The following is an 18242-nucleotide window of genomic DNA, read 5'->3' as shown; positions in this document are numbered from 1 at the left end:
CCTGAAGGTAGAAGATACAGATGACATCGGACCTGGCCATTGAATTCGCCCGCAAGATCCGCGCCCGTGAACAGGCCGTCGGCTACTGGGCGGTGCTGGACGCGCCCGTGGCAACGGAACGCATCGGCCGGCTCGGCTATGATTACGTGGCCCTGGACGCCCAGCATGGCCTGCTCGGCTACTCGGGCGTGCTGAACGGCTTGATGGCCATCGACGCCGGGCACACCGCCGTCGGCATGGTCCGGGTCGAGGCAAACGACTTCACCGCGATCGGCAAGGCGCTGGACGCCGGCGCCGTCGGCGTCATCGTCCCGCTCGTCAACAACGCCGCAGACGCGGCGGCAGCCGTGGCTGCCGCCAAATACCCGCCCATGGGCGGGCGGTCCTACGGGCCCATGCGCTCGGCCCTGCGGATCGGCCCCGTACCGGGCGACTCCAACGCAGCCACCCTGGTCTTTGCCATGATCGAGACGCCCGAGGGCCTGGCCAACGTCAAGGAGATCTGTGCGACCCCCGGCCTGGACGGCATCTACGTGGGCCCGTCGGACCTGGCGATCGCCGTCGGTGGCGCCTTCCCGGGCGATCCCGCCATCGAGGCCGAGTTCAATGCGGCGCTGGAAACCATCGCCGATGCGGCTGCCTCCGCGGGCATCGCCGCCGGCATCCACACGGCCGCCGGGGAGATCGCGGCCCAGCGGCTGCGGCAGGGTTACACCTTCACCACGGTCGCGTCCGACCTGACCCACCTCGAGCTGGCCGCCAAGGCGCACCTGGCAGCGGCCCGCTCCGATGCCGGCAACGCGGAGGGCTAAGGCCATGCAGACCACCAACACCGAGTACAGCAGCATCACCCCCGACGGCGCCGTGAAGCGCGCGGACGGTGCCGACTTCGCGTACCTGCCGGCACCCACCGTGCAAAGCCATGCCGCCAATCTCCTGACCCTGCCCGACGGCCGCCTCGGCTGCGTGTGGTTCGGTGGCACCCAGGAGGGCGTGCCGGACATTTCCATCTGGTTCTCCACGCTGGAACCGGGCAGCAGCCAGTGGTCACCGGCCCAGCAGCTTTCGGACGACTCCACCCGCTCCGAGCAGAATCCGATCCTGTTCAACGCGCCGGGGGATTCCCTGTGGCTTCTGTACACCGCGCAGAAGGCGGGCAACCAGGACACAGCCGAGGTCCGCCGTCGTACTTCCACGGACAGCGGCCGGACGTGGGGACCGGTGGAAACGCTGTTCCCGGCAAACGAGACAGGCGGCGTGTTTGTCCGCCAGCTGCCGGTCCTGCTGCCGTCCGGCCGCCTGATCATCCCGGTCTTCCGCTGCATCACCACGCCGGGGGAGAAATGGGTTGGCAACAGCGACGACAGCGCCGTCATGATTTCCGACGACGGCGGAGCCACCTGGAGCGGGACGGTCCTGCCCGGCAGCCTCGGCTGCGTCCACATGAACATCCAGCCTGTGGCTGACGGCTCGCTGCTGGCGCTGTTCCGCAGCCGCTGGGCGGACTCGATCTACGAATCCCGTTCCACGGACGACGGGACCACGTGGAGCGAGCCGGTTCCCACGGAGCTGCCGAACAACAACTCTTCCATCCAGTTCACGGCGCTCGCGGACGGCCGCCTGGCCCTGGTCTACAACCACAGCCGGGCGGAAGCGGACACCGAGCGGCGGCTGTCGCTCTACGACGAAATCGACGACGACGGCCTGGCCGCCGAACAGGGCCAGCTCACCGAACCCGATCCTTCCGTCAGCGCCGGAACGGACGACGGCGGGCGCCGCGCCTTCTGGGGGACGCCCCGCTCGCCCATGACGCTGGCCATCTCCGAGGACTCGGGCCGCAGCTGGCCCATCCGGCGCAACCTCGATGTGGGGGACGGCTACTGCCTCTCCAACAACTCCCGCGACGGCCTGAACAGGGAGTACTCCTATCCGTCCATCCACCAGGGCCCGGACGGTGCGCTGCACATCGCGTACACCTACTTCCGGCAGGCCATCAAGTACGTCCGCGTGGACCCGCAGTGGGCCTACGAGGGCAGCGCAACGCCGGGAGGAGACAAGCAGTGACCGGGACCCGCCACGCGGTTGTCACGGGCTGCAGCTCCGGCATCGGCAAGGCGATCGCCGAACGGCTGCTGGCAGACGGCTGGACTGTTACCGGGCTGAGCCGCGGCGAGACCTCGCTGGGACCGGGGTTCCGGTGGCTGCGGGCAGACCTGTCCGATCCGTCGTCGCTGGCGGATACGGCGGCGCGGATTGAGCCGGCGGATGCGCTGGTGCACGCCGCCGGCTACCAGCGCACGGCGCTGCTGGGTGAGCTGGACCCGGAGGCGCTCGCCGGCATGTTCGCTGTCCACGTCGGGGCCGCCAGTGTACTGGCCAACGAGGTGGTTCCGCGGATGCCCGACGGCGGCCGCGTGCTCCTGATCGGCAGCCGCACCTCGACGGGCGCGGCGGGCAAGAGCCAGTATGCCGCCACCAAGGCCGCGCTGATGGGCATGGGCAGGACCTGGGCGCAGGAGCTCGCCCCGCGCGGCATTACAGTGAACGTGCTGTCCCCGGGGCCCACGGATACCCCCATGCTGGCTGATCCGGGGCGGGCGGCCACGCCTCCTAAGCTGCCGGCGCTCGGCCGGCTGGTGGATCCGGAGGACGTTGCCGCGCTCGCCGGCTTCCTGCTGGGCCCGCACGGAAAGTCCATCACAGGACAGAACTACGTCATCTGCGGAGGCGCCTCCCTGTAGGACGCTTGCAGTAAACGCCGTCTGCACAGGGCGGCACCGCCGCCCGACCCCTACGATGGTGACAGCAAAGGAGAGCCACAGATGACCACCGCCAAAGCCAGGCGCGAAGAGATCTACCACCTCGCCGTCACCACGGGGCTGGCGTCCGTGGAGGAACTGTCGCGGCATTTCCGGGTCACGGCCTCCACCATCCGGCGGGACCTCGCCCATTTGAACGAACAGGGGAAGCTGGCCCGGACCTACGGCGGGGCCGTGGCCCTGGGCGCGCACCCCGAACCGTCCCTGCGGCAGCGGACCGGCGAGGCATACGAGCAAAAGCACGCGATCGCGGCCTGGGCGGCTGCCGAGGTGAAGGACGGCGAGAACATCCTGCTCGACGGCGGATCCACCGTCGGCGCCCTGGCACACGCCCTGCGCGGACGGGAGAACCTGTCCGTCACCACCCCCGGGATCAACACACTGCAGGAGCTGGCCGACTCGCCGGGGATCCAGGTGGACTGCCTTGGCGGCCGGCTGCGGGGCGTGAGCCAGACGTTTGTGGGTCCCCTGGCGGAGGCGGCCCTGGAACGCATGAGCTTCGACCGCGTCTTCCTGGGCGCGGACGCCGTCACGGCCGATGACGGGCTCTGCGAAGCTGACCACGCACAGACCAGGCTCAAGGAGCTCATGGCCCGGCGCGGTGACGCGGTCTATGTCCTGGCGGATTCCGGCAAGCTGGGCAAACGCCCGTTCCACGCGTGGGCGAAACTTGCCCTGCCGTGGACCCTGGTGACGGACTCCGGCGCAGACCCCGGCCAGGTGGCACTGTTCAGGGATGCGGGCGTGCGTGTGCAGCTGGTCCAAACGGGGGAGCAGGCAGCCTAAAGCGGACTTTTGGCGTCTAGCATTGTGGAATGACCGAAGCGAACGAGGGAACGGCTGTACTCCAACTTCAGGACATCCTGATTGGAGCCGAAAACGTTGACAACTTCCTTGACGGGCTGGCCGCGTTCGCCGCCTCCACGCTCAGCGGCCTGGCCGGTACCGGCATCGAGTGCGCTGTGACGCTCAAGCGGCGCAGGCATACCACCACCGTTGCCGGCAGCAGCCCCCGTGCGGTGGAGCTGGACCACATCGAGCAGCGCGTGGGGGACGGACCCTGCATCCGGGCTCTGTTCACCATGGCCCCTGAATTGCTCAACGATGTCAACACGGACGATCGGTGGCCCGAGTACCAGAGGCGGCTCGCCGAGCAAGGCGTCTACTCCACCCTGGGCGTTCCCCTCGACATCGGGGAGGGGGCCAGTGCGGCGCTGAACTTCTTCGGCCCGGCACCGGGCATTTTCACCGCCGAACTCTTCGACAAGGCAGTGGAGTTTGGGGAGCTGGCCAGCCGCACGCTGCACCTGTCCGTGCGGATGGGGGCTGCCCAGACACGGGCACAGAACCTCGAGGCGGCCATGCAGAGCCGGACCGCGATCGACGTTGCCTGCGGGGTGATCATGGCGCAGAACAGGTGCTCGCAGAAGGAAGCCATGGACATCCTGGCCAAGGTCTCCAGCAACCGCAACCAGAAGCTGCGCGACGTGGCCGTGGAGCTCCTGGGCAGGCTCTCCGGATCAGGTGTTGAGACGCATTTCGAGTAGGCCCTGCTGCTTTTGAGTCGGCGCAGCCGCTTCTGAGTAGGCGCGGCTGCCTGTAGTTCCGGCGCTACTTGCCGCCCTTGCGGATCATGGACGCCGGGGGCTTGGGGAACGGTTTGGCCGGATACATCTTGGCTACCTTGAGCATGTAGTTGGCCCACTGCGGCCCGGCGATCATGTAGCCATCAATGCGGTCGTAGTGCTTGCCGTTGATGGTGATGTTCCTGCCCGGCCGTTTCTGGCCGTTCAGGGCATCCCCGAAGAAGGATGCGGTGGCGAGGCCGGTGGTGTAGCCGAGCACCCAGGTGGCGCCGTTGCTGTTGTTGGTGCCGGTCTTGGCCGCCACGGGGACCTTGCTCTGGACCTTCGGGTTGATGTAGACGCCTGAACCCTTCTTGAGCACGTCCTGCAGCACTGAGTTCACACCGCGGGCAATGTTCGGCTCCACGGCGGTCCGGCATGCCGGTTGCTGGCTGGACAGGGTCCGTCCGGCGAAGTCGGTGACGCGCTGGATGGCAATCGGCGCGCAGTAGCGCCCGTCGGCGGCGAAGGTGGCGAAGGCCATCGCCAGGGTGAGCGGCGACACGGCAGTTCCGCCGAGTATGTTGCCCAGCTGGTGCATGTTGATCTCGGACCCATCGAGGCCGCTGTGCAGGCCGAGACTCTTGACCATCTTGTGGATGCCGCAGATGTCCAGTTGTGCCACCTCGGCAAAGGTGGCGGTGTTGATGGAGTTGTAAAGCCCGTAGTCGGCCGGCATCCTGCGGTAGTAGCCCGCTGACGCATTCTGCAGATCGTCCGCAGTCTCCAGGCCCGCAGCGCGCTGCCTGCTGCTGTAGCCACCAACCACCTTGGCGCACGAGTCCCGCCAGCGGAATCCCAGCGGGTACTCCCGCCGCGAGGCGTCCACCACCTCGGTGATCTTCCGTCCCTGGTGCAGCCACTCGGCGAATGTGAACGGCTTCATGGTGGAGCCCGGTTGGAACCCACCGGCGCCGTTGAGGTCATTGCCGTTGGGATCCTTGGCGTCCACGTTGAAGTTCAGCTGGGTGTCGAACTTGCCTCGCTGCGGAAGGAATACCGTGTTCTGCGCCATCGACAGGATCTTGCCGGTGCCTGGCTGGACCGTCACCAGCGAAGCACCCCACTTGCCCGGGTTGGCCCCGGCGGTGGAGTTCACTTGGGCCTGGGCCGCCGCCTGCAGCCGGCTGTCCAGCGTGGTCCTGATGGTGAGGCCGCCGCGGCGCAGCCTTTGCTCGCGCGCTTCCGCATCCGCCCCGTAGGCCCGGTTGTTGAGGATCAGGTGGGATACGTAGTCGCAGAAATAAGGGGCGATGGTTGCGGCGGCGCAGCCCTGCTTGGAGACACGGAGTTTCAGGCCCACGCCGGTGGCGGCCGCTGCATCATGCTGCTTTTTGGTGATCTTGCGTTGCTCCAGCATGGCATCCAGCACCAGGTTGCGGCGCTTGAGGGCGTTCTCCGGGTTAGTTACAGGGTCATAGAGGCTCGGGCTGTTGACGAGTCCTGCCAGCATTGCGGCCTGCGGGAGGCTGAGCTTGCTGGCGGAAACACTGTAGAAGTGCTGCGCGGCAGCCTCGATGCCGTACGCGCTGCGGTTGAAGAACACGATGTTGAGGTAGCCCTCAAGGATTTGGTCCTTGGTGAATTTCTTTTCCAGCTCGATCGCGAGCTTCATTTCCCGCACCTTGTCGCCAATGGTCTTGTCCCCGCTGAGGACCACCTCGTCCTCGCGTCCGGACGTGATCTTGGCTTCGTTGGCCACGTTGGTGACGTACTGCTGCGTCAGCGTGGATGCCCCTTGCCGCTCCCCGCCGGAGACGTTGGTCACCAGCGCCCGCAGGACGCCGATGGGATCAACGCCGCTGTGGTCGTAGAAGCGGCTGTCTTCAATCGCGACTACGGCGTTCTTGACATATGGCGATATCTTGTTCAGCGGAACACGGACGCGGTTTTCCTCGTAGAACGACGCGATCAGTTTCCCGTCCGACGTCAGGATCTTTGTGGTTTGTGCAGGGGGACGCACAGCCAGCTCTGACGGGAGGCCGCTGTAAAAGTTGACCGTGCCGCTCACGGCAACGCCGGCGGCGGCAATCTGGGGAACGAAGTATGCGGCCACCAGGGCGCCACAAAGGCAACTGAGGAGCACGAACCCCAGCATCCTTGCCAGGGCCGTATGAGATCGCGATGCCAAGCTTTTGCGTACCATGCCTGCGGTTCACACCCCAAAAAAAGCGTGCCTTCAGAATACGCTTCGCGTCGCGGCCGGGCCAGAGCCGCGGGTCCGGCAGAGGCAGGACCCGGCGTCCGTAATCGCTAGCCGTGGACCGCCTCCACTACCGGTTCGCCGTTGAAGTATTCGAGCCGCCAGCCATCGACGGCGTGGTGGTGGGCCAGGTTCAGTACGGCGTTGTCGATGCTGCGCAGCGTGTTTCCGGTGGCCAGGCTGAGGGTCAGGCGGAGGAGCGTGCCATGCGCTACCACCAGGACCCGGCGTCCGGGGAACTCCTCGGCCAGTGCCTCCAGGGCGGTCAGGCCCCGGGAGGCCGCTTCGTCGTCGCTTTCGCCGCCGCGGAAGCCTCCGGGGATGCGCAATGCCTCCAGCTCCGGGCCCGCCTGCAGGCCCTCGGCAAGCCCGAAGCTGCGCTCGGTGAGCTCCGGCACGTGGCGGGCCACCGTGAGCCCGAGGCCTGCGGCGATCAGTTCGGCGGTTTCCGCCGCGCGGCGCAGCGGCGAGGAGACGATCGTGTCCCATTCCTGCCCGGACAGCGCGGCGACGGCGTTCCGCGCCTGCCCGCGGCCGACGTCGTTCAGCGGGATGTCGCTGGACCCCTGCAGCCGGCGCTGCGCGTTCCAGTCTGTCTGGCCGTGGCGGATGAGGGCGAAAGTCGTGAGGGTCATGCCATCCATTGTGTCCGAACAGGAGCGCTCAGCCGAACAACGCTGCTCAACCGAACAGCACCGCAGCTTCGTCGTAGCGGTGCTGCGGGACAGTCTTGAGGCGGCCAAGGGCCTGCTGGAAGCCCACGTGTTCAATGTCCGTGCCCTTCTGGGCCACCATGGTGCCCCAGCGGCCCTCCACCACCAAGTGGACGGCCGCCATGCCCAGGCGGGTGGCCAGGACGCGGTCAAATGCGGACGGGACGCCGCCGCGCTGGATGTGGCCCAGGATGGTGGCGCGGGTTTCGATGCCAGTCCGGGCTTCGATTTCCGGGGCCAGCTGGTCGGCGATGCCGCCAAGCCGGGGCCGTCCGAACGTGTCCAGGCCGCGCTCGGAGTGCGGTGACTCCATGTGGTCCGGAACAAACCCTTCAGCCACCACCACCAGCGGGGCGCGCCCGCGGGCATGGGCTTCCTTCACCCACTGGGCGATCTGTTCGATGCTGACTTTCTGCTCCGGGATGAGGATGGCGTGGGCGCCTGCGGCCATGCCGGCGTGCAGGGCGATCCAGCCGACGTGCCGGCCCATGACCTCGGCGATCATGCACCGGCGGTGGGACTCGCCGGTGGTCCGCAGCCGGTCGATCGCTTCGGTGGCGATCTGCACCGCGGTGTCGAAGCCAAAGGTGTAGTCGGTGGCGTCGAGGTCGTTGTCCACGGTCTTGGGGACGCCGACGATTTTCAGTCCGGCGTCGGTGAGGCGCTGGGCGGCAGCAAGGGTTCCTTCGCCGCCGATGGCGATGATGCCATCGATCCCCAGGCGGTCCATGTGCGACTTGATGACGTCCGGGCCACCGCCGTTCTCGAACGGGTTCGTCCGGGACGTGCCCAGGATGGTGCCGCCCTGCTTGGCAATACCCCGGACCATGGTCCGGGGGAGGTCGATGACGTCACCCTCAACCACTCCGCGCCAACCGTCACGGAATCCCACGAATTCGTGGCCGTGGATGGCAATGCCCTTGAGGACGGCGCCGCGGATGACAGCATTCAGTCCGGGGCAGTCGCCACCGCTGGTGAGGATTCCAATTTTCATGTTCAGCTCAAATCGTGGGAGTGGCCGGTTCCGCGGCAGCAAGCACGGACATTGCCTCCTCGACGACATCCGCCGCGGGGAATGACGGCCGGTTTACGCCGGCCATCTCCTCCATGACGCGGACCACCTGGCAGCTGTAGCCGAACTCGTTGTCGTACCAGACGTAGAGCACCAGGTTCTTGTCGTTGGAGATGGTGGCGAGGCCGTCGACGATGCCGGCGTGGCGGGAGCCGACGAAGTCGGTGGAGACCACTTCGGGGGAGTCGATGTAGTCGATCTGCTGGCGCAGGTCCGAGTGCAGCGCCATCTCGCGGAGGTAGTTGTTGACCTCGTCCTTGGTGGTGCCGCGTTCCAGGTTCAGGTTCAGGATGGCCATGGACACATCCGGCGTGGGAACGCGGATGGAGCTTCCGGTGAGCTTGCCCTGCAGTTCGGGCAGTGCCTTGGCCACGGCCTTGGCGGCGCCGGTTTCGGTGATCACCATGTTCAGCGCGGCGGAGCGTCCACGGCGGTCGCCCTTGTGGAAGTTGTCGATCAGGTTCTGGTCGTTCGTGAACGAGTGGACCGTCTCGACGTGTCCGTGGACTACGCCGTACTTGTCATTGAGGGCCTGCAGGACCGGGGTGATGGCGTTCGTGGTGCAGGAGGCAGCCGTGACGATCCGGTCCGAATCGGTGATGTCGCGGTGGTTGATGCCGTGCACGATGTTCTTCAGGTCGCCCTTGCCCGGCGCGGTTAGCAGTACGCGGGCCACGCCCTTGCTCAGCAGGTGCTGGGACAGGCCCTCGGCATCGCGCCAGCGGCCGGTGTTGTCCACCAGGAGGGCGTCCTTGATGCCGTAGGCGGTGTAGTCGATGGTGGCCGGGTTGTCCGAGTAGATGACCTGGATCCGGACGCCGTTGGCCGTGATGGTGTTGGCCTCGGTGTCCACGCGGATGGTTCCTTCGAAGGAACCGTGCACGGAGTCGCGGCGCAGCAGGCTGGCGCGCTTGGTGAGGTCGTTGTCGGAGCCGCGGCGGACCACGATGGCGCGCAGGCGCAGGCCGTGGCCGCCGCCGGCCTTTTCGATGAGCAGGCGGGCCACGAGGCGGCCGATGCGGCCGAAGCCGTAAAGCACGACGTCGGTGCTGGTGCGCTCGTCGGCGCCCCGCTTGCCCACGACCTCAGCCAGTTCGGTGCGGAGGAATTCCTCCAGAGTCCGGTCCCCGCCGTCGGCCTTGAACTTCTGGTTCAGCCGGGCAACGTCGATGGCAGCGGCACCCAGGTCCAGCTGGGCCAGTGTGTTCAGCAGCGGTGCCGTCTCTTCCAAGGGCAGCTCGTCCTTGCTGATCCGGCGGGCAAAACGGTGCGCCTTCAGGATGCTCATGGTGGACTTGTTGACCAACGTCCGGCCATGGATGCTGGTCACCACGTTGTTTTCACGGTACAGCTGACCGATCACCGGAATCATAGCCTCGGCGAGGGCTTCCCGGCCCATCCACGCATCAAGATATGAATCAGAGGTATGTAGCATCGGACTGCCTTTCCAAAAGGGTGTGGTCTGGTTGAGCTCTAGCTCGTGTGATGGTCCAGAGAGGGGCTTGACATCCATCGTCCTGCCATTGGCGGGGCGGGGAAACGCTAATTCCGGATGGTTTTAAACGACCCTTTTGGGTAGGTGGTGTGGGGGGTTAGGTGGTCATGGTGGCGAACATGAGGGCCATGGTGGTGGCGCCGAGGGCTTCGAGGGCGTGTTCGGTGCGGGTGGGGTGTTTGCGGCCGTGGTGGGTGGTTGTGGTGGTGCGGTGGCGGAGGATGAGGAAGGTGGTTGCGGCGGCGGCGAAGACGAGGGTGAGGGCGATGGCGGGGGTGTTGCCCAGGGCTGCGGTGGTTGTGGTGTCGGTGGTTGTGTAGGCGCTGCCGTGGTGGGTGGTGTGGGTTCCCGCCGCGGTGGTCGTGGTCCCGGTCCCGGTTGCGGTTGCGGCTGCCGTGGGGGTGTGGGTGGTCATGAGGGTGATCATGGTGGCGGCGGCGGCCATGGTGAGGCTGTGGTAGGCGCATTTGAGTCTGCCTTGGTTGCCGGCGCAGAGGAGTTTGAATTCGGGGCGGGCGACGGCCTGGAGGGTGAACCAGAGCGCGGCGCCAGCGAGGATGGCGATTTGGGCGAGCAGGGTGGAGGGGCCGAGGTTCCAGAGCATGGCGGTCATGAGGGTGTTCATGAGGGCGTGGAGGGTGTTGTTGACCCGGTCGGTGAGGTGGCGGGCGCGGACTGCCTGGGCGAGGTGGTAGCTTCCGGCGATGAGCAGGACGGCTGTGAGGGTCCAGGTGAGTGCGGGGATATGGAACACGTTCGATCACGCCCTACTGTCTGGGTGGGTCCGGGTGGGGTTCGGTCCCCGGTGCGGATGCCGTCAGCACCGGGGACCGAAGACTGGGGAAAGTTTTGGGGGTGGATACAGGTGGTCCCCGGGTGCTGCCGTGGGGCAGCGCCCGGGGACCGTCTGTGTGGTGGTTAGTGCTGTGTTGCTGGTTTTTGGTGCTGGTGGTTAGTGGTTGTTGCCGGTGGAGCAGTGGCCGCCGTTGGTGGTGCGGGTTTCGGTGGGGAGGTTGAGGGTGGGGTTTTGGTTGAAGAAGCCGTGGGGTTCGAGCATGAAGCCGATGTTCTGGCGGGGCATGACGGGCCAGTCTTCGAGGCGGACGACGTGGTGCATGCCGAAGGTGTACCAGACCACGAGGTCCTGATCGACGATGTTGCGGTCTTTCTGGGTCCAGATGTGCAGGCCGTCCTCGGCGCCGGTGGCCTGGTTGGGGTACTCGCCGGCGGCGAAGCGTTCGGTCCGGTCGTAGGCGGTGACCCAGAGGTTGTTCCGGGCGAACTGGGCGCGTTGGGAGACGTAGGATTCGTCTCCGGCGGCGAGCTGGATCCCGTTGGTGGGGATCAGGCGGTAGGCGACGGTTCGTTGACGATGTTTTGGAGTCGTGGTTGACGATCTTCCAGAACCGGTGCTTGGCCTCGTCGGTTTTGCGGATCGCGGCCTTCTCGGTTTCCAGGAGCCGGTCCACGGCCATGAACGCGGTGTGGGTGGGGTTGTGTTCGGGGTAGGCCATGTCCACTTCGTAGACGGCGTTGTTGGGCCCGTCGACTTCGAAGTCCATGCGGACGTTGAACATGTGCTGGTGGATCGGGGCGTAGAGGCCGTCGTTGTTCAGGGACTGGCCGTACGGGCTCTTCTCCCCGGGCTGCTGGCCGGCGGTGGAGAGGATGCCGGTGGCCTTGACCAGGAACTCGATGGACCCGTCCAGGAACAGGTGCCAGTAGAAGGCGTATTCGTAGTTCGCGACCGTGGCGATGAAGGAGATCACGAGCTTGCGGTTGCGGCGGGTCTCGGCGGTCCTTCACGGAAGTCGAAGTGCTTCCACAGGATCGAGTCGTCTTCTTCGTGCATGCAGATCGCGTTCTCGATCGTCCACGGGTTGCCCAGGGAATCGACGGAGTGACCGTCGAAGTACTTGATCTCGCCCAGGCAGTCACAGCCCAGGGTCAGGGAGTTGGCCATGTTGCCGATGTTGTACTCACCGGAATCGAACGCGTTCTTCTTCGCCTGCACCGGGGCGGTGTCACCGTACGGGACCACCATTTCCGAGAGGGAGGCGCGGTTGATGACCGGGCGGTCCACGTCCTGGTCACGGAATTTCAGCTGGTGCAGCACCAGGCCTTCACGGGGGGTGAAACCGACCCGGAAGGACCAGTCGGCCCAGCGCACGTGGTTGCCGGTGACCTGGAAGGAGGCGCCCTCGGGCTGGGTGATCTCGATCGGCTTCAGGTCCGTGCGGGCCGGGCCGACGTACTTGGGCAGGTAGTTGCCCCGGGCGGAGGGACGGGGATCTTCTGGTCGTCCTCGAGCTTGACGACCTCCCCGGCGTTCAGGTCATAGAAAACAATGAAGTTCTCGATCGGGTGCGCGTACGGGCTGTCATCGGCCTCGTCCCGGACGAAGACCAGGGCACGCATCAGGCGCCGGCCCTCGTTGTCCTCACCGAAATACCCCACGCTCCACGGCTCGAAGCAGACCAGGTCCAGGTCCGTCAGGCCCCGCTTGGCCAGCGGCGATAACGTTCGGGTCCTTCCGGCACGCTCCTCGCACTCGGCGAACTCATCAAGCATGAACGGCGGCTGGACATTCTCGGCCAGCTGCTTCCACGCATCCACCGTGCCCGTCTCCAGGTTCACGACCGCCTCGTACGACCGCGCGACCGCCCGGTCCACCAGCACCGCGTCCGCCTCACGGACCACCTGCACACCATTGCGCAGATCAGCCTTGGACGGCTCACGCAGCTCAACACTGATAAAACGGAACGACTCCGCCGCAGCAGGACCAGCCTTCAAAATCCCCACCGCACGCGAAATCTCCTCCCGCGACAACGGATCCAACGGATGCGCCACCCCAACAACAGTCGAAGATTCAATATCAAGAGTCATGCTTATCTCCTTGGATAGATCCTGATTCAGGATGAAAATGCCTACTGGCTGGAAGCCGCGGGTGCGGCTTCCTGGTGTGGGCATGTTGGGTGTTGATCCCGACCTGCCCGGATGGATTCTCAGAACTGTTCACCTTTGTCAGAACTGTTCATCGTTGGTGCAAATAAGACTGTGCTGACGGTCCCTTCCGAACCTCGTCCGGTCCGGGAGGGACCATCTCCCGGTGTGATCCCGGCCACTAAATTCCGTCTGTGCAGTAAAAGCTACGCCATATAAAACATCTAGTCCAGCCCTTTTTATGGATTACTTCCATATGACTGAGTTATTTCCGACGGCGCGGGCCAGGTGGGCCGTCAGCCCGCCAGCAGCCAGTCGGATGCAGCCTTGCGGTAGCGGATGATGCCCTTGTATTCGGCCATGTCGTCCGGGAGTTCGGCCAGGACACGGCCAAACTTTTCGCGCCAGGTAGGGACCTTGGCGATGTCGCTGAGGGGCAGCAGGTAGCTGCGGATCAGGAAGAGCAGGACCCCGGTGTGGGGGAGCCGGATGAGGTGCTGGACCTCGACGCGAAGGTGGAGCTTGTCCGGCATGTCGGGATCGGTCGCGATGGGTCCCCGGTCCGGGCCCCATTCGGGGTAGGTTTCGGTGGAGGTGTCCAAGCGGTTGCCGACGGTCATGGTCCAGTTGGTGCGCCTGAACTGTTCGCCGGGCTGCAGACGCATGAGGAACTGTTCGGCCCGGCTGATGATGTTTTCTTCCTTCACGCGCGGGACGGGCCCGTGTATCTCGAGGAAGCTCATTCCGACGTCGAAATTGAAGGACCAGTCCGCGGCGAAGGTGACCAGACCGGCGTCGAGCCACAGGGTGTTGTCCCGGACGTCGAGCAGGACGATGTCGTCCTGGATCTGGGTGCCAAGGAACCGCATCGGCTCCATGGGCAGCGAGTCGTCGTCACCGATGGTGAATTCGATGTCCAGGTCCTGCAGGCCGTTGTGCCAGCGGCACTTGTTTCCTTCGCGGTGGAAGGACATGATCTCCGGGTTTTCTGCGGCCATGGCGGGCAGCAGGGTCGCGATCGTGTCCCACACGGCGGGCCGCATGTGGGGCAGCACTGCCATGCGCGACGGGTCACGGCCCAGGATCGCTTCGCGGTCCGCCAGTTCCTGGTGGTAGAACTCGTCGATATCGATCAGTCCGGCACCCCAGGCGCCGGCGTCCGTTGCCACGTTCTTGTTGGCCGGTTCGACGTTGGCGCTGTAACGGTACATGTCCCCGTTGAAGGGGAAGGGGAAGCGCCTGATGCGTTCCGGGAGGGTGGTGGTCTCAGTGTCTCTGTCGATGGTGATGCTCAAAGGTCCAACTCCAGTTCTGGGTCTTCGCTGCGTGAAACACAGCACATCATTGTCGTGTTCTCAGCCTTTTCCTGCTCGGTGAGGTAGAGATCCCGGTGCTGCGGGGTGCCCCGAAGGACCGGGAGGACGCATTCGCCGCAGATGCCCTTGCGGCACATGTTGGGGATGCTCTTGCCAGCGTTTTCGAGGGTCTCCAGCAGTGAAACACCGGCCGGCACGTCCAGCTTGATGCCGCTGCGGACCAGGTTCACGGTGAAGGGTTCGCCCTCATCCAGTTCAGCCGCGCCGAACGCTTCGGAATGCAGCCTGGCCGGTGACCACCCGAGCTCCCGCGCCTGTTCCAGGACTGCGTCCATGAAGTCGTTGGGGCCGCAGACGTAGAGGTGGGTTCCGAGGCCCTGGGTGGTGAGCTGTTCGGTCAGGACCTTCTGGAAACTGGTCCGGTTGCTGCATTCGGTGAGGGCCGGTCCCAGCAGCTCCCGCGCCTCCTCGACATGGGCTCCGGCCCCGGGCCGGTACACGTAGATCAGGGAGGAGGTGGTGCCCCGGTCGGCGGCGGCCCGTGCATGTGAGAGAACGGGCGTGATGCCGATGCCGGCAGCAATCAGCAGGTGGTGCGTGGCGGTTGACGCCGGGGCGAAGGCGCTGCGGGGCCGGGAGACATACACCAGGTCGCCGACGGCGAGCTGATGCATCGCCACCGAACCACCCGCACCGTCCTCGACCCGGAGGACCGAGATGGTGTATTCGGACGGGCCGTTGCCCGAGCCGGTGAGCGAATACGCATTCACGCCGCTGCCGTACTGGACGACCAGGTGGCTGCCCGGGACGTAGGACGGCAGTGTCCGGCCCGACGGGTCGGCCAGCGTGATGCTGACGATCGACTCCGTCTGAGGACTGATGTTGGTCACCTCAAGCTGGAGGCCGCCTTCCACCGCCGGGTGGGCGCTGATCGGGAGGGCCGTGATAGTCATGATGCCTCCTCGGCATGGGCTGCGTAGCCCAGGTACGCGCCCATCCGGCGCGAAAAGTGATCGGTGGTGGCCAGACTGGTGGCGCACCCGTTGCACTGCACCTCGGAGCCGGCAGGTCGTACGGTTTTGGTGGTCGTATGGCAGTGCGGGCAGTAAATTACCCGGGGGGCGGCCTCATCACTCAGGAGTGTGATCTCCTCCTGCTGCAGTCCGCATTCCGCTGCGGCGGCTGCGGCTGCACGGATATCCGCCGGGGGACCGGCGAGGACGAGGCGGACTCCGACGTGTGATCGTCCGAGTGCGGTCCTCAGCTCCGTGAGGGCCTCGTGGTTTGCAGCTGGGAAACGGAGGTCATGCCTGGGCTGGATACCGGTGTGATGACCCGCGGTGTCACCTGTGGCGCCAAAAGACGCACAGATGACACCGCGGAAACCAGGTTCCAGGCCTGTGCCTGCTGCCGGCGGCATGGACGCGGAACACATGGTCGGTCCTTACGGGGCGAAGGTGCGGTCGCCGGCGAAGAAGCCGAGGCCGTATTCAGGGGTTTCGAACCTGACGGTCGTGCCTTTCGGGAAGAACAGCACGTCGCGCTCCCTGGCGTGGGTGACTTCGCCGGTGGTTTCGTCGGTGAGGATGAACTCACCGGCGATGACGACCTTCATCTCGTCGTAGGTGTACGTGTACACCAGGGGTTCGGAGGCCTTCAGCTCGAAGAAGCCGGCGCTCATGACCGAGCCTTCCGGGTTGTGCAGCGAGTCGCCAATCGCAGCGACCGTGCCGGGCTCGTTCATCGACGGCAGACCGACGTAACCGCCTACTACCTTGTGGATGGATCCGGCCTTGCTCAGGGTTCCTACGAGGGAGGTTTCCATGGTTACTCCTGTGTGAATAGTGTGGTTGAGGTTTCGTCTGAACTGTTCGTCTTTGTCAGAACCGTTCGTCTTCGGGCGGGTGATGGAATTGCGCTGAAATCACCCCACGACCCCCGGTTAGGTCCGGGAGGGGATCTGCAAATCCGGCATTCTCTGCTCTCCAGAGACGCCAGCCGAGCTCTGCTCTGAGGTCTGCTGGTGTGATGCCGGTCACTGTTTTCGTCCCACAAGCAAACCTACTCCTCCTAATTCATCTAGTCCAGACTTTTTTTGGAATATTCAGGTGTATGGTCATTTTTGGCTTCGTGTGCGTAACGTTGGCACTGCTTGTTGCCTCAGGCCGCAAGCCCGCCCAACCGCGTGTTTCAGCGGCAGAAGCCCTTGTTCATCACTGTCCGCCTGTCAGTGGTTGAGGGCACTGCTGACGCTGTCAGAGGCCGAAAAGGTGCGTCCTGGAGGTATTCGAGGCGGGCGGGCCTTGCTGGGGGAGAGGGGCCGGCGCCATGGCATAAAAACAGGAAGGCAAGACCGTCCTGGAACAGTCTTGCCTTCCTGTTTTGTTTGGGTCAGATCATCGGCAAGCTGACCGACGTCGGAGCAAAGTTAGGTGCCGGTGCTATCAGGTGGGATCTGGAACCTTCGCGGCGTTTTCGACGCCATAATCTGACGAGCGGTCCGTCGTTTTCCTCTGTCCGGCGCGGCGGGATTCACGTTGGGAGTACAGCCAGATCGGTATGTAGAGGGCCAGCACGAGGAAGCCAACCCAGGTTGAGGTCCAGCCGACCTCCAGGCTGTTCAGGTAGACGACACCAACCAGGCACAACGGCAGGTTGAACAGGCCGAAGAGCATGGCCACGTGCTTCCAGCCCCTGGGTGCCTTGAAAGGCCGCTCCAAGTGAGCAAAGGACGGGTGCTTCTTCGCCCGTACATAGGCGAACAGGCTGATGCCGTTGGCGCAGGTGTAGCCGATCGCCGATGCCGCAAGAATTGCCGCAGGCGTTCCCAGGGAAATAAGGACCAGGTTGAAGGCTGCAATGACCAGCATGGCAACAAACGGAGTTCCGTTGCGGTTCGTTTTGCCGAGGAACCTGGGAAGGTTGCCTTCTGCCGACATGGAATACATGGCGCGGGAGGAGCCCAAATAAGCCGTTTGAATGATCAGCACCATGGCAGCGATCAGCATGATGATGGTCACCATGGAGCCGGCTTCGCCAAAGACAGCCTGGGCCACCGGAATCAGCGGCGATACCGCTTCGGCCACCACGCCATCAACGCCAAGCACGCCGATAACCGCAGACTGGACCGCCACGAAGGAGAAGAAGCAGATGATGCCGCAGGCAAACAGCGCCTTGGACACATCTTTTGCCGGGTTCTTGTATTCAGGGCCGTAGATGGCGGCTGTTTCCCAGGCGCAGGCACTCCACTGGGCGATCGCGAAGATGCCAAAGAGGATCAGGACATGGTGCGCGTCCCAGGCCCAGTCAGTCGGCAGCCAGCTGCCGGTGATCTTGGACATGTCAACATGTCCGGTGGCAAAAGGTGCCGCTGTCAGGACCACCAGGGGGATGAGCGAAAAGGCGGCCAGGATGTATCCCAGAGTGGCGCCATCCTTGAGACCGAACCAGTTCACGACGAACAACAGTGTGAATATCACGAGACCTGCAATCAGCGAGAGCTGATATTCGGTGAAGGTCTCACCCAGCACTGGAAACAGCCCATGGAGGTAACCGCCGACCAGGATGGAAAAGATCGCAAGGACCGGGTTCCAGGCAAACCAGTAGCTCCAGGCGCTGAAGCCGCCGAGCAGTTTGCTCTTGTCGTACTTTCCTTTGTAGTTCTCCGTGCGGAATACGGCTTGGGCAAAGCCCGGCAGGCCAGAGGCCTTGGTGAACGTGGTGGCCATTTCAGCGTACGCAGTGCTCTGCAGGAAACCCTGAACGACCGACAACCCCCAGATGAGAATGGCTGCTGCCGACAAATACATCGGAAGGTAGCCCAACGATGGCAGAATCAGCAGGGGCACCCCCATGGCAATAGCCAAGCCCTGCTTCCAGTCGATCGACCTTTCCAGATTGTCGACTCCGTCGGAACGATTTTCACTCATAACAATCTCCCTTGGACAACTGAACGTTGTCAGATTTGTGTCTTGGTCCTGCGTGAGGTCGCAGGCCGGATGAGGAAGCACTTCCCGAATACGACACCTTTGTCCCGGTTCCGCCGCTTCAGGTCTG

17 protein-coding genes and 1 pseudogene are annotated in these 18242 nt (G+C 64.7%); 5 read left to right on the top strand and 13 right to left on the bottom strand.

Features of this window, described 5'->3' with window-relative positions:
• The first annotated feature begins 20 nt into the window (after nucleotides 1-20).
• The 5 genes from BWQ92_RS09870 to BWQ92_RS09850 all read left to right on the top strand — a co-directional run bounded on the left by BWQ92_RS09870 (nucleotide 21) and on the right by BWQ92_RS09850 (nucleotide 4366).
• A complete protein-coding gene (locus BWQ92_RS09870; RefSeq protein WP_076799357.1) occupies nucleotides 21-812 on the top strand; it encodes an HpcH/HpaI aldolase family protein in 792 nt (263 codons plus the stop codon).
• 4 nt (nucleotides 813-816) lie between these two features.
• Nucleotides 817-2064, top strand: coding sequence for a sialidase family protein (locus tag BWQ92_RS09865; RefSeq protein WP_076799356.1), 1248 nt, complete (start codon nucleotides 817-819; stop codon nucleotides 2062-2064).
• Nucleotides 2061-2741 carry an SDR family NAD(P)-dependent oxidoreductase gene (locus tag BWQ92_RS09860; RefSeq protein ID WP_076799355.1) on the top strand — a complete coding sequence of 227 codons (681 nt, stop codon included), beginning with the start codon at nucleotides 2061-2063 and terminating at the stop codon, nucleotides 2739-2741. Before BWQ92_RS09865 ends, BWQ92_RS09860 begins: the two co-directional genes overlap by 4 nt.
• 81 nt (nucleotides 2742-2822) lie before the next feature.
• The gene (locus BWQ92_RS09855) at nucleotides 2823-3605 is read left to right on the top strand and encodes a DeoR/GlpR family DNA-binding transcription regulator (RefSeq protein ID WP_076799354.1); all 783 of its coding nucleotides are present in this window, start codon (nucleotides 2823-2825) and stop codon (nucleotides 3603-3605) included.
• A 29-nt stretch (nucleotides 3606-3634) separates the two neighbouring features.
• Nucleotides 3635-4366 carry a GAF and ANTAR domain-containing protein gene (locus BWQ92_RS09850; RefSeq protein WP_076799353.1) on the top strand — a complete coding sequence of 244 codons (732 nt, stop codon included), beginning with the start codon at nucleotides 3635-3637 and terminating at the stop codon, nucleotides 4364-4366.
• 64 nt (nucleotides 4367-4430) lie between these two features.
• Here BWQ92_RS09850 and BWQ92_RS09845 read toward each other — a convergent pair whose 3' ends face one another.
• The 13 genes and pseudogenes from BWQ92_RS09845 to BWQ92_RS09795 form a co-directional block, all read right to left on the bottom strand.
• Nucleotides 4431-6590 (bottom strand): transglycosylase domain-containing protein, encoded by a 2160-nt coding sequence (locus BWQ92_RS09845; protein ID WP_076799352.1) that lies wholly within the window; start codon nucleotides 6588-6590, stop codon nucleotides 4431-4433.
• 107 nt (nucleotides 6591-6697) lie between these two features.
• On the bottom strand, nucleotides 6698-7291 hold the full coding sequence (locus BWQ92_RS09840) for a histidine phosphatase family protein (RefSeq protein WP_076799351.1): 594 nt from the start codon (nucleotides 7289-7291) through the stop codon (nucleotides 6698-6700).
• A 37-nt stretch (nucleotides 7292-7328) separates the two neighbouring features.
• A complete protein-coding gene (locus BWQ92_RS09835) occupies nucleotides 7329-8354 on the bottom strand; it encodes an ATP-dependent 6-phosphofructokinase (protein ID WP_076799350.1) in 1026 nt (341 codons plus the stop codon).
• Nucleotides 8355-8361: 7 nt separating this feature from the next.
• The gene (locus BWQ92_RS09830) at nucleotides 8362-9867 is read right to left on the bottom strand and encodes a glyceraldehyde-3-phosphate dehydrogenase (protein ID WP_076799349.1); all 1506 of its coding nucleotides are present in this window, start codon (nucleotides 9865-9867) and stop codon (nucleotides 8362-8364) included.
• Nucleotides 9868-10024: 157 nt separating this feature from the next.
• The gene (locus tag BWQ92_RS09825) at nucleotides 10025-10681 is read right to left on the bottom strand and encodes a DUF5134 domain-containing protein (RefSeq protein ID WP_076799348.1); all 657 of its coding nucleotides are present in this window, start codon (nucleotides 10679-10681) and stop codon (nucleotides 10025-10027) included.
• A 198-nt stretch (nucleotides 10682-10879) separates the two neighbouring features.
• Nucleotides 10880-11696, bottom strand: a pseudogene (locus BWQ92_RS24280) (copper amine oxidase).
• Nucleotides 11693-12097, bottom strand: a complete 405-nt coding sequence (locus BWQ92_RS24425) for a copper amine oxidase (RefSeq protein WP_250637856.1) — start codon at nucleotides 12095-12097, stop codon at nucleotides 11693-11695. The pseudogene BWQ92_RS24280 and the gene BWQ92_RS24425 overlap by 4 nt, the downstream one beginning before the upstream one ends.
• A 56-nt stretch (nucleotides 12098-12153) precedes the next feature.
• Nucleotides 12154-12813, bottom strand: a complete 660-nt coding sequence (locus tag BWQ92_RS24275; RefSeq protein ID WP_236783165.1) for a hypothetical protein — start codon at nucleotides 12811-12813, stop codon at nucleotides 12154-12156.
• Nucleotides 12814-13166: 353 nt separating this feature from the next.
• On the bottom strand, nucleotides 13167-14165 hold the full coding sequence (locus BWQ92_RS09815; RefSeq protein WP_157365130.1) for a heme-dependent oxidative N-demethylase family protein: 999 nt from the start codon (nucleotides 14163-14165) through the stop codon (nucleotides 13167-13169).
• Nucleotides 14162-15139, bottom strand: a complete 978-nt coding sequence (locus BWQ92_RS24520; protein WP_076799347.1) for a PDR/VanB family oxidoreductase — start codon at nucleotides 15137-15139, stop codon at nucleotides 14162-14164. Before BWQ92_RS24520 ends, BWQ92_RS09815 begins: the two co-directional genes overlap by 4 nt.
• Nucleotides 15136-15621 (bottom strand): dimethylamine monooxygenase subunit DmmA family protein, encoded by a 486-nt coding sequence (locus BWQ92_RS09805; protein WP_076799346.1) that lies wholly within the window; start codon nucleotides 15619-15621, stop codon nucleotides 15136-15138. The genes BWQ92_RS24520 and BWQ92_RS09805 overlap by 4 nt, the downstream gene beginning before the upstream one ends.
• A 9-nt stretch (nucleotides 15622-15630) precedes the next feature.
• Nucleotides 15631-16011, bottom strand: coding sequence for a cupin domain-containing protein (locus BWQ92_RS09800; protein WP_076799345.1), 381 nt, complete (start codon nucleotides 16009-16011; stop codon nucleotides 15631-15633).
• Between the two features lie 619 nt (nucleotides 16012-16630).
• Nucleotides 16631-18115, bottom strand: coding sequence for an APC family permease (locus BWQ92_RS09795; RefSeq protein ID WP_076799344.1), 1485 nt, complete (start codon nucleotides 18113-18115; stop codon nucleotides 16631-16633).
• Between the last annotated feature and the right edge of the window lie 127 nt (nucleotides 18116-18242).

This window comes from Arthrobacter sp. QXT-31 (assembly GCF_001969265.1).
Taxonomy (GTDB): Bacteria; Actinomycetota; Actinomycetes; order Actinomycetales; family Micrococcaceae; genus Arthrobacter.
This window is presented reverse-complemented; position numbering and strand designations above follow the sequence as displayed.

What these genes read in the sequence shown, in the direction of transcription:
- BWQ92_RS24520 (WP_076799347.1), bottom strand. Translation starts at nt 15,139, where the DNA reads ATGACTATCACGGCCCTCCCGATCAGCGCCCACCCGGCGGTGGAAGGC.
- BWQ92_RS09835 (WP_076799350.1), bottom strand. Translation starts at nt 8,354, where the DNA reads ATGAAAATTGGAATCCTCACCAGCGGTGGCGACTGCCCCGGACTGAAT.
- BWQ92_RS09870 (WP_076799357.1), top strand. Translation starts at nt 21, where the DNA reads ATGACATCGGACCTGGCCATTGAATTCGCCCGCAAGATCCGCGCCCGT.
- BWQ92_RS09830 (WP_076799349.1), bottom strand. Translation starts at nt 9,867, where the DNA reads ATGCTACATACCTCTGATTCATATCTTGATGCGTGGATGGGCCGGGAA.
- BWQ92_RS09795 (WP_076799344.1), bottom strand. Translation starts at nt 18,115, where the DNA reads ATGAGTGAAAATCGTTCCGACGGAGTCGACAATCTGGAAAGGTCGATC.
- BWQ92_RS24275 (WP_236783165.1), bottom strand. Translation starts at nt 12,813, where the DNA reads ATGACTCTTGATATTGAATCTTCGACTGTTGTTGGGGTGGCGCATCCG.
- BWQ92_RS09800 (WP_076799345.1), bottom strand. Translation starts at nt 16,011, where the DNA reads ATGGAAACCTCCCTCGTAGGAACCCTGAGCAAGGCCGGATCCATCCAC.
- BWQ92_RS09845 (WP_076799352.1), bottom strand. Translation starts at nt 6,590, where the DNA reads ATGGTACGCAAAAGCTTGGCATCGCGATCTCATACGGCCCTGGCAAGG.
- BWQ92_RS09865 (WP_076799356.1), top strand. Translation starts at nt 817, where the DNA reads ATGCAGACCACCAACACCGAGTACAGCAGCATCACCCCCGACGGCGCC.
- BWQ92_RS09805 (WP_076799346.1), bottom strand. Translation starts at nt 15,621, where the DNA reads ATGTGTTCCGCGTCCATGCCGCCGGCAGCAGGCACAGGCCTGGAACCT.
- BWQ92_RS09855 (WP_076799354.1), top strand. Translation starts at nt 2,823, where the DNA reads ATGACCACCGCCAAAGCCAGGCGCGAAGAGATCTACCACCTCGCCGTC.
- BWQ92_RS09840 (WP_076799351.1), bottom strand. Translation starts at nt 7,291, where the DNA reads ATGGATGGCATGACCCTCACGACTTTCGCCCTCATCCGCCACGGCCAG.
- BWQ92_RS09850 (WP_076799353.1), top strand. Translation starts at nt 3,635, where the DNA reads ATGACCGAAGCGAACGAGGGAACGGCTGTACTCCAACTTCAGGACATC.